This window comes from Variovorax sp. Soil_C_33, from assembly GCF_057656935.1.
The window spans coordinates 29,611-41,622 of the sequence record NZ_JBDGJK010000006.1 but is presented as its reverse complement, the minus strand read 5'-3'; the positions used below and the strand labels follow the sequence as shown (position 1 = coordinate 41,622).

At 68.2% G+C, this 12,012-nt stretch carries 10 protein-coding genes and 1 pseudogene; 3 read left to right on the top strand and 8 right to left on the bottom strand.

Features of this window, described 5'->3' with window-relative positions; genetic code table 11:
* Nucleotides 1-39: 39 nt before the first annotated feature.
* A complete protein-coding gene (locus AC3A6B_RS10980; RefSeq protein ID WP_487836743.1) occupies nucleotides 40-714 on the bottom strand; it encodes a c-type cytochrome in 675 nt (224 codons plus the stop codon).
* A gap of 71 nt (nucleotides 715-785) precedes the next feature.
* Between AC3A6B_RS10980 and yihA the strand changes: the two genes are divergently transcribed.
* A complete protein-coding gene (gene yihA / locus AC3A6B_RS10975) occupies nucleotides 786-1,526 on the top strand; it encodes a ribosome biogenesis GTP-binding protein YihA/YsxC (RefSeq protein WP_487836742.1) in 741 nt (246 codons plus the stop codon).
* Nucleotides 1,523-2,434, top strand: a complete 912-nt coding sequence (locus AC3A6B_RS10970) for an alpha/beta fold hydrolase (RefSeq protein WP_487836741.1) — start codon at nucleotides 1,523-1,525, stop codon at nucleotides 2,432-2,434. Before yihA ends, AC3A6B_RS10970 begins: the two co-directional genes overlap by 4 nt.
* Before the next feature lie 102 nt (nucleotides 2,435-2,536).
* Here the strand turns inward: AC3A6B_RS10970 and AC3A6B_RS10965 are convergent, their stop codons facing one another.
* On the bottom strand, nucleotides 2,537-3,421 hold the full coding sequence (locus AC3A6B_RS10965) for a lysophospholipid acyltransferase family protein (protein ID WP_487836740.1): 885 nt from the start codon (nucleotides 3,419-3,421) through the stop codon (nucleotides 2,537-2,539).
* On the bottom strand, nucleotides 3,418-4,308 hold the full coding sequence (locus AC3A6B_RS10960; RefSeq protein ID WP_487836739.1) for a lysophospholipid acyltransferase family protein: 891 nt from the start codon (nucleotides 4,306-4,308) through the stop codon (nucleotides 3,418-3,420). Before AC3A6B_RS10960 ends, AC3A6B_RS10965 begins: the two co-directional genes overlap by 4 nt.
* Nucleotides 4,309-4,491: 183 nt before the next feature.
* Here AC3A6B_RS10960 and metK point away from each other — a divergent pair, with 183 nt between their 5' ends.
* Nucleotides 4,492-5,673 (top strand): methionine adenosyltransferase, encoded by a 1,182-nt coding sequence (metK, locus tag AC3A6B_RS10955; protein WP_126837504.1) that lies wholly within the window; start codon nucleotides 4,492-4,494, stop codon nucleotides 5,671-5,673.
* Nucleotides 5,674-5,676: 3 nt separating this feature from the next.
* Here the strand turns inward: metK and AC3A6B_RS10950 are convergent, their stop codons facing one another.
* The 5 genes and pseudogenes from AC3A6B_RS10950 to AC3A6B_RS10930 all read right to left on the bottom strand — a co-directional run bounded on the left by AC3A6B_RS10950 (nucleotide 5,677) and on the right by AC3A6B_RS10930 (nucleotide 12,004).
* Nucleotides 5,677-6,309 carry a phosphoribosyltransferase gene (locus AC3A6B_RS10950; protein WP_487836738.1) on the bottom strand — a complete coding sequence of 211 codons (633 nt, stop codon included), beginning with the start codon at nucleotides 6,307-6,309 and terminating at the stop codon, nucleotides 5,677-5,679.
* Nucleotides 6,310-8,428: pseudogene (locus AC3A6B_RS10945) on the bottom strand (TonB-dependent receptor family protein).
* 74 nt (nucleotides 8,429-8,502) lie between these two features.
* A complete protein-coding gene (locus AC3A6B_RS10940; protein ID WP_214694505.1) occupies nucleotides 8,503-8,703 on the bottom strand; it encodes a hypothetical protein in 201 nt (66 codons plus the stop codon).
* The gene (locus tag AC3A6B_RS10935) at nucleotides 8,700-9,881 is read right to left on the bottom strand and encodes a PepSY-associated TM helix domain-containing protein (protein WP_487836737.1); all 1,182 of its coding nucleotides are present in this window, start codon (nucleotides 9,879-9,881) and stop codon (nucleotides 8,700-8,702) included. The genes AC3A6B_RS10940 and AC3A6B_RS10935 overlap by 4 nt, the downstream gene beginning before the upstream one ends.
* Before the next feature lie 20 nt (nucleotides 9,882-9,901).
* The gene (locus AC3A6B_RS10930) at nucleotides 9,902-12,004 is read right to left on the bottom strand and encodes a TonB-dependent siderophore receptor (protein ID WP_487836736.1); all 2,103 of its coding nucleotides are present in this window, start codon (nucleotides 12,002-12,004) and stop codon (nucleotides 9,902-9,904) included.
* Nucleotides 12,005-12,012 lie beyond the last annotated feature (8 nt).

Below are 12,012 nucleotides of genomic sequence, written 5' to 3'. Positions count from 1 at the left end.
TTTTTTATCGGCGGTTAGTTCACGCTTGCGCGCCGGAAATCAACGCAGGCCGGCAATGTAGTCGGCCACGGCCTTGATCTCGCGGTCATTGAGCTTGGCGGCCACGCCGGTCATCTGCGCCGCATTCAGGCGCCCGCCGTCTCGAAACAGGGTGAGCTGCTGCACGGTGTAGTCGGCGTGCTGGCCGCCCAGGCGCGGGTACTGGGCCGGGATGCCGGCGCCGTTGGGGCTGTGGCAGCCGGCGCAGGCCGGAATCTGGCGATCGCCCAGGCCGCCGCGGTAGATCTTCTCGCCGAGCGAGACCAGGTCTTTCTCCTTCGAGAAGCCGGTCTTGACCTTCTTGGAACCGACGAACCAGGCGATGTTGCGCATGTCTTCGTCGGACAGCGCCGAAGCCAGCGGCTTCATGATCGCGCTCTTGCGCTTGCCGGACTTGAAGTCCTGCAACTGCTTGAGGATGTATTCGGGGTGCTGCTGGGCCAGCTTGGGATTGGCCGGGATGGCCGAATTGCCGTCCGCGTTGTGGCACGAGGCGCAGCTTTGGCTGTTGGCCGGCGTGGCGTTGAAGAGGGTGTCGCCCTTGGCGGGGTCGGGCTTGGTGGCCTTGGCAGGGGCCGCGGCAGCCGGCTTGGCCCCGGGCTCGTCGGCCGCGAAGCTGGTACCGGCGGCGGCGCCCATGAGGGCTGCAAGCAGAAAATGAGCGAACAACTTCATAGCGGGGGCTTTGGATTTATGGCGCAAAACCGCGCGATTCTACAATGGCGCCCCGTTCCGAAAGCTCATCGATGACCACCCCGCGGCGCCTGCCGGCCACTCCCCCTTCCCGCAAGGCCCCCGTCGTCGATGCCGCGGCTGCCGAACGCATCCGCGTCGCACGCGGCTGGCTGCACACCGCGCACTTCCTCACCAGCGCGCCGCAGCTGGAACATCTGCCGGCCTTCGAGCTGCCGGAGATCGCCTTCGTCGGGCGTTCGAACGCCGGCAAGTCGACCGCCATCAATACGCTCACCCAGCAGACGCGCCTGGCCTTCGCCTCCAAGACGCCCGGGCGCACGCAGCACATCAACCTGTTCGGCGTCGGCAAGCAGAAAGTCGACGACGCCGTGCTGGCCGACCTGCCGGGCTACGGCTATGCGGCCGTGCCGCGCGAGGCCAAGCTGCGCTGGCAGCGCGTCATGGGCAATTACCTCATGACGCGCGAGAACCTGCGCGGCGTGGTGCTGATGTGCGACCCGCGCCACGGCCTCACCGAACTCGACGACATCCTGCTGGAGGTCATCCGCCCGCGGGTCGAACAGGGGCTCAAGTTCCTGGTGCTCCTGACCAAGGCCGACAAGCTCACGCGCTCGGAAGGCGCCAAGGCGCTGTCGATTGCGCGACTGCAGGCCGGCGGCGGCGAGGTCAAACTGTTCTCGGCCTTGAAGCAACAGGGGGTCGACGAGGCGGCCGAACTGCTGTGGCGCTGGGCCCATCCGCAGGACGAGCAGCCGGCAGAACCGACAGAAGAAGGAGACAACGAGCCATGATCGAAACCTTTGCGCGCGCGCTGCCCAACGGCACCACGCTCAGCTGCCGCGCCGCGGGCGCGCCCGGCCGGCCGCTGATGGTGTTCCTGCACGGCTTTCCCGAGGCCGCTTTCATCTGGGACGAGCTGCTCGAATACTTCGCGAGCCCCGAGCACGGCGGCTACCGCTGCGTGGCGCCGAACCTGCGCGGCTTCGAGAAATCGAGCTCGCCCACCGAGGTATCGGCCTACCGCGCGCACCTGCTGGTGCAGGACATCGAGCAGCTCGCCCAAAGCGAGAATGCGGACGGCCGCATCGAGGCGCTGGTGGCGCATGATTGGGGCGGCGCCTTCGGCTGGGGCTATGCCAACCAGCACCCCGACAAGCTGGGCAAGCTGGTGATCATCAACTCGCCGCATCCGGGCACCTTCACGCGCGAGCTGCTCGACAACCCGGCGCAGCAGGCCGCGAGCGCCTACATGAACTTCCTCGCGCGGCCCGATGCCGAGGCGCTGCTCTCTGCCGACGACTACAAGCGCATGTGGCCCTTCTTCACGCTGATGAAGGCGGGGGCGGACGGCTTCGGCTGGCTGACCGAGGATGTCAAGAAGCAGTACCGCGAGGTGTGGGACGCAGGCCTGACCGGCGCCTGCAACCTCTACCGCGTCACGCCGATGAAGCCGGCCTTGCCCGGCAAGCCGTCGGAGATTCCGACGCTGCCGCGCGAGCGGCTGGTGGTGAATGTGCCCACCTTCGTCTTCTGGGCACTCGACGACGCCGCATTGCTGCCGGGACTGCTCGAAGGGCTGGAAGACTACGTGCCGAAGCTCGAGATCAAGAAGGTGCCGGGCGCCACGCACTGGATCGTGCACGAGCAGCCGCAGTACGTCGCGAGCGAGATCGAAGCCTTCCTGCAGCGGGCTCAATAGAGAGACTGCGGCCGCCGCCGGGCCGCCCCAAGGCGGGCCGCGCCTTCCCCCGCGGGGGGTGGAGTTACACGCAGCGAAGCGAAGTGAAAAAAGCCGGCGGGCCTAATACACCGGCGCCATGCCGTCCGGCCGCGTCTTGAAGCGCCGGTGCACCCAGTAGTACTGCGAGGGCATGGTGTCGATGTAGCCCTGCAGACGCTCGTTCATCAGGGCGGTGTCGGCCACCACGTCCTCGCTCGGGAAGTCCTGCCAGGCCGGCAGCACCTCGATCTCGTAGCCCGCGCGGGTGAGCTTCGACACCACCGGCACGACCTTGGCCCGGCCCAGGCGGGCGAAGCGCGACAGCGAGGGCACGGTCGAGGCAGGCACGCCGTAGAAGGGCACGAAGACTGTCTGGTCGCGGCCGAAGTCCATGTCGGGCAGCAGGTACAGCAAGCCACCCTTGCGCAGGCCCGCGACGATCGGCTTGATGCCGTCGACCCGGTTCAGCGCGACCACGTTGCCGAAGCGTTTGCGCCCTTCGCGAATCCACTCGTCCACCAGCGGGTCGCGCTGCGTGGTGTAGATGGTTGTCGAGGGCCGCGCCGTGTGCATGGTCAGCGCGGTCGCTGCCGCATCGAGGCCGTAGAAGTGCGGCGCGAACAGGATCATCGGCTCGCTGCCATTGGCGATCTCGTCGATCTCCCGCGCCGACCCTTTCACCTTGAGCCGGGCGGCCACCGTGGTCTCCGGCGCGTGCCAGAGCCAGCTGCGATCGAGCCAGGACTGCGCCACATAGACGAAGGTTTCGCGCGCGATGCGGCGCCGCTCCTCGGGCGACTTGTTCGGGAAGCACAACGCGAGATTGGTATCGACCACGCGCCGGCGCCGCGCCGCGACGACATGCAGAACGCGGCCCAGAAATGCGCCGAAGCCACGTACCAGCGGCAGGGGCACATGGGCCAGCGTGCGCATGAAGCCGATGCCCAGTTGGGACGACAGGCTCATGGTGCCGCCTGCGCTGCCGCTGCGGGCGCCGCCTCGCCGCGCGGCCGCTTGTAGCGCGCATAGTCCCAGACATACTGGCCCGGCAGCCGGCGGATGAGCCGTTCGATGCCTTCGTTCAGGGCCGTCGCAGCGGCTTCGGGCGTCGCTTTAGGATCGTTCAACGCGGTGCCGTCGAAGGGCTCGATGCGAATCGCGTAGCCGGCGCCCCGCGGAAGCCGCTCGCAGACGGCAAGGAACACGCGCGAACCGGTCTGCTGCGCGAGACGCGGCAGCAAGGTCATCGTGTAGGCGGGCCGGCCGAAGAAAGGCGCCCACACGCCCTGCCCCAGCGGCGGCACCTGGTCCGGCAGGATGCCGGTATAGCCGCCGGCGCGCAGCGTGCGCATCAACCCGCGCACCCCGCTCACGCTGGTCGGCAGCGTCTGCAGACCGCGCCGGTCGCGCGAACCGGCGATCAGTGCGGCCATCCATTTCTTGCGGGCCGGCCTGAACAAGGCAGTGATCGGGCCGTAGGCATCGACGAAGCGCTCGCCGACCGCCTGCCCCAGGGTCTCCCAACTGCCGATATGCGGCGAGATGATGATCACGCCCTTGCGCGCGGCCAATGCGGCCTCCAGTTCGGCCACCCCCTCCCACCGGACGATGCGCGGCAGCACGCTCTCGCCCTGCGGCCGTGCCCACAGCCACGGCAACTCGGCCGCCATGGCGCCCGCCGCGGCAATGGCCGGCCGGTATTGGACAGGCGTGAAGCCGGCGCTCTCGGCGTTGTCCTTGAAGCGCTTTCGGTAGGTCGGCGCCAGCCACCAGACCAGCCAGCCCAGCAAGCCGCCTAGCGCATGCATCAGGGGCAGCGGCACACGGGCGAGCAATCGAAACAAAGCAATCATCGACACGGAGGGGGGTGAAAACCAGGACGCGCGCGCAGGGTAACGCGGCTCGAATAGAATGCAAATTGTCGCTGAGTTATGGAACTACTTGCAGGGCGACGTTAAACATCACTGCTAAAGCGTTCGCCAAGGCTCCTACCGGGTTGGCAACGCGCCAATTCACTTGCATGGAGTTTCATCGAAATGGCGAACGACTTTCTCTTCACTTCCGAATCGGTTTCCGAAGGCCATCCCGACAAGGTGGCGGACCAGATCTCGGACGCAATTCTGGACGCGATCTTCGCGCAGGACCCGCGCAGCCGCGTGGCCGCAGAGACGCTGACCAACACCGGCCTCGTGGTGCTGGCCGGCGAGATCACGACCAATGCGCACGTCGACTACATCCAGGTGGCGCGCGACACCATCAAGCGCATCGGCTACGACAACACCGACTACGGCATCGACTACAAGGGCTGCGCCGTGATGGTCTGCTACGACAAGCAGTCCAACGACATCGCGCAGGGCGTGGACCATGCGAGCGACGACCACCTCAACACCGGCGCCGGCGACCAGGGCCTGATGTTCGGCTATGCCTGCGACGAAACGCCCGAGTTGATGCCCGCGCCGATCTACTACGCCCACCGACTGGTGGAGCGCCAGGCGCAGTTGCGCAAGGACGGCCGCCTGCCCTTCCTGCGCCCGGACGCCAAGAGCCAGGTCACGATGCGCTACGTGGACGGCAAGCCGCACAGCATCGACACCGTCGTGCTCTCCACCCAGCACCACCCCGACCAGAGCGAGACGCCGACCAAGATGAAGGGCAGCTTCATCGAGGCGGTGATCGAGGAGATCATCAAGCCGGTGCTTCCCAAGGAGTGGCTCAAGGAGACGAAGTACCTGATCAACCCGACCGGCCGCTTCGTCATCGGCGGCCCGCAGGGCGACTGCGGCCTCACCGGCCGCAAGATCATCGTCGACACCTACGGCGGCGCCTGCCCGCACGGGGGCGGCGCGTTCTCCGGCAAGGACCCGAGCAAGGTCGACCGCTCGGCCGCCTACGCGGCGCGCTACGTGGCCAAGAACATCGTGGCCGCCGGCCTCGCGCGCCAGTGCCAGATCCAGGTCGCCTATGCGATCGGCGTGGCCAAGCCGATGAACGTGACGGTCTACACCGAGGGCACAGGCGTGATCTCCGACGAGAAGATCGCCGCGCTGGTGCAGGAACACTTCGACCTGCGTCCCAAGGGCATCATCCAGATGCTCGACCTGCTGCGCCCGATCTACGGCAAGACCGCCGCCTACGGCCATTTCGGCCGCGAAGAGCCCGAGTTCACCTGGGAGAGCACGAGCCAGGCAACGGCGCTGCGCGCGGCCGCCGGACTCTGAGCGTCAGCGCCGCTGGCGCAGCAGTTCTCGCACCTCGTCGTCGCTGGTCTGCCCGAAGTCCGCATACCAGAGGCCGACCGCCCGGAAGTGCTCGGGCGTGAAGACGCTCACCACCTCGTCGGCCACGGTGCCGAGCAACTGCACCGCCTCGCGCGAAGCCACCGGCACCGCCACGATGATGCGCTGCGGCTGCGCGGCCCGCGCCGCGAGCACGGCTGCATGCATGGTGGCGCCGGTGGCGAGACCGTCGTCGACCAGGATCACGACACGCCCCGCCAGCGCGAGCGGCGCGCGCTGGTCGCGGTAGAGCTCTTCGCGCCGCGCCAACTCCTGCGTTTCGCGCGCGACCACGGCCTCGATGGCCTCCTGTGACACCGGCCAGAAGCCGGGCAGCTCCGACATCACGCGCACGCCGCCCGATGCGATGGCGCCCATTGCGAATTCTTCCTGGCCCGGAAAGCCGAGCTTGCGTACCACCAGCGCGTCGAGCGGAGCGCCCAGGAAGCGCGCGACTTCCCAGGCTACCGGCACGCCCCCGCGCGGCAATGCGAGCACGACGACGTCGGGCCGCCCTCGCCATGCGTCCAGTGCCTTGGCGAGCTTGCGGCCTGCGTCGCGTCGATCCCTGAAGTCCATTCAGAAACGATACGCCGCTCCCATGCCGATCGTCCAGTTGCGGCCCGGGGAGGGTTCGAAATAGCGCAGGTTCGACTCGTTGACGATCACCGAACCGATGTAGCGCCGATCGAAGACGTTGTCCACGCGCGCGAAGGCATTGAACTCCCAGCGTTTCCAGCGCTTGAGGTAGCCCGCATAGAGCGCCACCACCGCGTAGCCGGGTGCTGCAGCGTCGTTGCGGTCGTTGGCCTGGATGCGCCCAACTACGCGCAGTTCGGTGCCGGCGCGCCAGCCTTCGGGCGGTACCCAGCCGAAGGAGGCGAAGAGCGCGTGCTGCGCGATCCCGGGGATGCGGTTGCCCGCGGGCACGGTGCTGATCGCGCTGCAGGGCGTCGGCGAGCAGAAGCCATCGCGGTAGCGCGCATCGAGCCAGGTGTAGGCCAGCTGCGTGCGCCAGTGGTTCGCCGTTTCGTGCAGCCAGGAGAGCTCGAAGCCGTCACGCTGGGTACGGCCGGCGTTCTGGAAGGTGGCGCGGCCGCCGAAGTTGGTGTTGGTTACGATCTCGTCGCGCGTTCGGGTCTGGAACAGCGCCGCGGTGAGCAGGCCGCCCGCCAGCCGCGCCTTGGCGCCGACCTCGACGCTGGTGTTGACCGAAGGCTGCAGCGCGAAGTTGAGCCCGCCGATGCCGTCGGCGCGGTAGGAGAGCTCGTTGAGCGTCGGCGTCTCGAAGCCGCGGCCGGCGGAGGCGTAGAGCGCCAGATCGGGCGTGGCCTCGTAGCGCAGCGAGGCCACGGGCAAGGTCTTGCGGTAGCGCGCTGCCGCTGTCGTCGCGGTTCGTGCCGGCGATGTAGAGATCGTTGGATGAAAAGCGCACGGTACTGCGTCGCACGCCGGCTTCGAGCGTCCAGCGATCGGCGAAGCGCCAGCTGCCCTGCACATAGGGATCGAGATTGCGCACCTCGTTGCGCTCGTTGCGGCGCAGCCGGCCCAGCACGCCCTGCGCCAGCGGCGCGCTGGACGGGCCGACGAAGTTCTCCCAGCCGCGGCGGCGCTCGCGCAGCTCGTCGTAGGCTAGGCCGGCGACCAGGTCGAAGGGCCGGTCGGCCAGCTGCAGCCTCGAGCTCCAGCGCAGGTCCACGCCGCCATAGTCGCGCGCCAGGTCGATCACGCCGCCGGCATGCAGCGGGTTCTGCTGCACGAAGGTCGGGATCGCCTGGAACTGCACGGTGCTGCGCTGGCCGCCATAGACCATCAGGCGCAGCGTGTTCACGGCATCGATGCGGCGCTCGTAAGTCAGGCCGAGCTGCTGCTGGTCCACGGTCTTGCGCGTGTCGAACTGCGTGGCGGCCGGATCGACGCCGCGCGGGTTCAGCGCGTACTGGGCGGCCGACAGTCCCAGCGGATCCTGGGCGTAGAGGTGCACGCTGTTGAAGACCAGCGTGAGCTTGCTGCCGTCATCGAGCCGGAAGCCCAGCTTGCCGTTCTGGATCTCGCGGTCGGCCGCGCTGTGCTCGCGCCAGCCGTCGGTGTGGAAGCGGCTGGCGCTCAGCAGGTAATCGACCGCGCCCGAGGAACCGCTGAGCTTGCTGCCGATGCGCGCGGTGCCGAAGCTGCCGCCGGCGACCGAGAAGCCGAGCGTCGGCGGCCCCTGCCCTTCCTCGGTGAACACCTGCACCACGCCGCCCGAGGAATTGCCGTACAGCGCCGAGAAAGGACCGCGCAGGATCTCGACGCGATCGGCCGAGGCGATGTCGATGTTGGAGGTCTGGCCCTGGCCGTCAGGCAGCGTAGCCGGGATGCCGTCGACATAGAGGCGCACGCCGCGCACGCCGAAGGTGGAGCGCGCGCCGAAGCCGCGTATCGACAGCTGCAGGTCCTGCGCGTAGTTCTGGCGGTTCTGGACCTGCAGTCCCGGCACCGCGCCCAGGCTTTCGGACAGGTTCACCTGCAGGCGCGCATCGCGCATCTCGCTGCCTTCCACGCGGTCGACCGAACCGGGCACGTCGAAGGGCCGCGCCGCGCCGCGCGGCGTGGAGACCGTGATCTCGCGCAGCGTGGGCGCGGACTCGGCATCCTGCGCCTGGGCGGCGGAGGCGGAAAGAAGCAGCAGCCAAGCCTTGGCGACGGAGGAATTCATCGCGGCGATTCTGCGGCCGGCCGCGGCGCCGCCGCGACGGGCAAGACCCTATGGCGCTGGACCGGCTGCGGGTCCTACGAACGCCGCGCCGGCCGGCGCCAGCCGTACCAGGCACAAACCGCGCACGGAATGCCGAGGGCGACCCATGCCAGCGCATCGCCGGCGCCGCCGTCGCTGAAGAGCGCCGACACCAGCCCGATGCAGGTCAGCACGCCCAGCACGATCGGCCAGCCCCACATGTGCCAGAAGCGGGGGCGATGGTGGTGCTTCGTCATGAGCCCGCCTTCGCCGTCGCGGCGGGCTGCGCCAGCGGGACGGCCTGGTGCTCCGCCTCGCCGGCACGCGCCGCGGCCGGCACCGCGCTGCCGCGCTTGAGCCACAGGTAGAGCCCGCTGCCCAGCACGATGATGGTGGCGATGTCGAGCAGCGCCCAGATGATCTGCATCGGCATGCCGCCGTAGTCGCCGAAGTGCAGCGGCTGCGAGACCAGCAGCGCCGTGAGGTACCACGGAAGCTGGGGACTGGCCGTCACTTCGTTGGTCTTGGCGTCGACCAGCACCGGCTGCAGCAGGCGCGAAGTGAAGGGCTCGTTGCCGCGCAGGAAGACGGTGTTGTGGTGCGGGCTCGAGAATGCCGTGCCCGGGAAGGCGATGAAGGACACCTTGGTGTCCGGCGCGCGTTGCAGCGCCAGCTCCAGCGAGCGCTGCACCGAGCCGCGCTCGGCTTTCGGCACTTCGGGCTGCCCCTGGTAGGGCGCCAGCAGCGTGCTCAGCTGGTCGTACTGCCAGTACTTGATGATCAGGTCGGCCCAGGTGTTGATCATGCCGGTGGCGCCGACCGTGAAGGCCCACACCAGGGTCACGATGCCGAGCAGGTTGTGCAGGTCCAGCCACTTCAGGCGCGGCCGGCGCTCGCGCCGCACGGTGCCGAAGTCGAGCTTGCGCATGAAGGGCGAATAGAGCACCACGCCGGAGACGATCGCCACCAGCAGCAGCAGGCCCATGAAGCCGAGGAACAGCTTGCCGGGCAACCCCGCGAACAGGTCGACGTGCAGCTTGAACATCACGTACATGAAGCCCTCGTCGAACTTGGGCTGCGCCAGCACCTTGGCCGTGCGCGCGTCGACCGCAACCGACTTGAAGTCATCCGTCGGCGCCGGCGTCGGCGTGAGCGTGACGAACCACAGGCCGTCGTCGTCCTCCGGCTGCGAGACGAACTGCACCACGCGTTCCGGATGCAGCGCGTGCGCGACCTCGATCACGCGGTCCAGGCTCGCGCGCGGCGTGCCGGCCGGCATCTTCGGTGCATCGACCTCGGTGCCCAACAGGTGGCCGATCTCGTGGTGGAAGATCAGCGGCAGCCCGGTGATGCACAGGAGCAGCATGAACACGGTGCAGACCAGGCTGCTCCACTTGTGCACCCAGGCCCAGGTCTTGATTCGTCGGCTGTTCATCGCGGTTCTCTCGGGGAGCGTTAGAAGCGGTAGGTGGCGCTCGCCACCACGTTGCGGCGCGTGCCCCACCAGCAGTCGCCGCGCGCGAGGCAGGTGCTGAAGTACTCCTTGTCCGTCGCGTTGTTGATGTTCAGCGCATAGCGCCACTTCGCGGTCTCGTAGGCGAACACGAGGTCCAGCAGCGCGACGCTGGGGATGCGCGGGCCGTAGCCGCCGAAGGAGACGTCGCGGAAGGCGCCCATGTAGCGCACGCCCGCGCCGGCCGAGAAGCCTGGCGTGCCGGCGATGGCAAAGCGATATTTGGCCCAGACGGCCGCCTGGTGGCGCGGCAGCCCTTCGAGCTGCGGGTCCAGGTCGGTGTAGTTGTAGTGCGCCGTGATGTCCAGGTTCGGCGTGATCGAGCCCTTGGCCTCGAGCTCGACGCCGCGCGTCTTGGTCTCGCCGATCTGCGTGTAGACGTCGGGGATCGGCTGTGCGATCTGGTTCTTCTCGCGCAGGTCGTAGACCGCGGCATTGAAGGCCAGGCCGCGGCCCGCGGGCTCGTACTTGACGCCCGCTTCCCACTGCTCGCCGCGCAGCGGCGTGAACACCTGGCCGTCGCGAGGCGACTGCGGCGTGAAGGACTCGGCATAGCTCACGTAAGGCGACCAGCCCGAGGGGAAGGCATACAGCACGCCGAAGCGCTTGCTGGTCGCGCTGTCCCTGGCGTCCTCGCTGCCTTCGGCGCCGGCCACAGCGCGGTCATGCCGCAGGCCGGCGATGAAGTTCCAGTTGCCCAGCTTGATCTGGTCCTGCAGGTAGATGCCGGTCGCGCGCTGCGTGGTGCGTGGCCGCGCGAAGCGTTCGGGCTCGATCCGGTTGCCGTAGATCGGCGCATAGGCGTCGATCTCGCTGGTGGACATCCCGACCCACACGTTCTCGCGATGGCGCTGGTAGTCCGCGCCGACCAGCAGCGTGTGCTTGAGCGCGCCGGTGTCGAAGTGGCTCTCGAGATGATTGTCCAGCGTGTCGATGCGGTTGCGCGTGAGGCCGCTGTCGAGGAAGCGCGACAGGATGCGCTTGCCCACCGGGTCGGCGCCCCAGCCCCCGGGGATGGTGAAGGCGTCTGCCCAGTGGTAGCTGTTGTCGTTCTCGTTCTGCGCGTGGCGGAAGTTCTGGCGGAAGGTGAAGTTCTCGTTGAACTTGTGCTCGAACAGCCAGCCGACAGTCTTGCGCTCGCTGTCGTAGTAGTCGCCGGGCTCGCCGATGAAGCGGCTGGTCGGCAGGCGGCCGTTCGGATTCGGCAGGATCGTGCCTTCCCACGGAAAGAACTGCGAGGTCGTTCCGCTCTTGTCCTTCTGGTAGAGGCCCTGCAGCGTGAGCGAGGTCGCCGCGCTGGGACGCCAGGTCAGCGAGGGCGCGATCAGGCTGCGGTCGTCGGGCACGAAGTCGACCTGCGTGTCGGCCTTGCGCTGCACTGCGATCAGCCGGTAGGACCACTGGCCGTCCGCGGTCAGCGGGCCGGTCAGGTCGGCCTGGATCTGCCTGCGGTTCCAGCTGCCGTACTGGATGCCCACTTCACGCTGGGTTTCGAGCAAGGGCCGCTTGCTCACCATGTTGATGATGCCGGCCGCGGTGCCCGATCCGAACAACATGCCCGAAGGTCCGCGCAGCACCTCCAGGCGCTCGAGCATGTACGGCTCGGTGCGCGTGGTGCTGGTGTAGTAGCCGTAGGCCTGGCGCAGACCATCGAGGTAGACATCGGGATAGGCGCCGCGAACGCGGAAGGAATCGGTGCGCGCGTCGAGGCCATAGGCGTCGGAACGCACGCCGGCCGCATAGCCCAGCGCGTCCTGCAGGTTGGTCGCGCCCTGGTCCACGATCTGGTCGCGCGTGATCACCGTCACCGCCTGCGGCGTTTCGGACAGCGGCGTGTCGGTCTTGGTCGCGGTTGCGGCGTTCTTCGCGCGGTAGCCGATCACGGGGGTGGTGGCGGTTTCGGCTTCGGCGCTGGCGTCGACCCGCACAGTGGGCAGGACAGCCTCACTCGCCGCCTGCGCGAAGACCTGCGACGACCCAGAAACGGCCAGGCATCCGGCCAGGAGCGATGCGGCCTGTCGCCGCGCGGAAAAGTTGGAGTTCAAACCCTCGT

Excerpts from the sequence above, each read along its gene's own strand:
- AC3A6B_RS10940 (WP_214694505.1), bottom strand. The coding sequence starts at position 8,703 with ATGACGAAGCACCACCATCGCCCCCGCTTCTGGCACATGTGGGGCTGG.
- AC3A6B_RS10960 (WP_487836739.1), bottom strand. The coding sequence starts at position 4,308 with ATGATTGCTTTGTTTCGATTGCTCGCCCGTGTGCCGCTGCCCCTGATG.
- AC3A6B_RS10970 (WP_487836741.1), top strand. The coding sequence starts at position 1,523 with ATGATCGAAACCTTTGCGCGCGCGCTGCCCAACGGCACCACGCTCAGC.
- AC3A6B_RS10950 (WP_487836738.1), bottom strand. The coding sequence starts at position 6,309 with ATGGACTTCAGGGATCGACGCGACGCAGGCCGCAAGCTCGCCAAGGCA.
- AC3A6B_RS10965 (WP_487836740.1), bottom strand. The coding sequence starts at position 3,421 with ATGAGCCTGTCGTCCCAACTGGGCATCGGCTTCATGCGCACGCTGGCC.
- metK (WP_126837504.1), top strand. The coding sequence starts at position 4,492 with ATGGCGAACGACTTTCTCTTCACTTCCGAATCGGTTTCCGAAGGCCAT.
- yihA (WP_487836742.1), top strand. The coding sequence starts at position 786 with ATGACCACCCCGCGGCGCCTGCCGGCCACTCCCCCTTCCCGCAAGGCC.
- AC3A6B_RS10935 (WP_487836737.1), bottom strand. The coding sequence starts at position 9,881 with ATGAACAGCCGACGAATCAAGACCTGGGCCTGGGTGCACAAGTGGAGC.
- AC3A6B_RS10980 (WP_487836743.1), bottom strand. The coding sequence starts at position 714 with ATGAAGTTGTTCGCTCATTTTCTGCTTGCAGCCCTCATGGGCGCCGCC.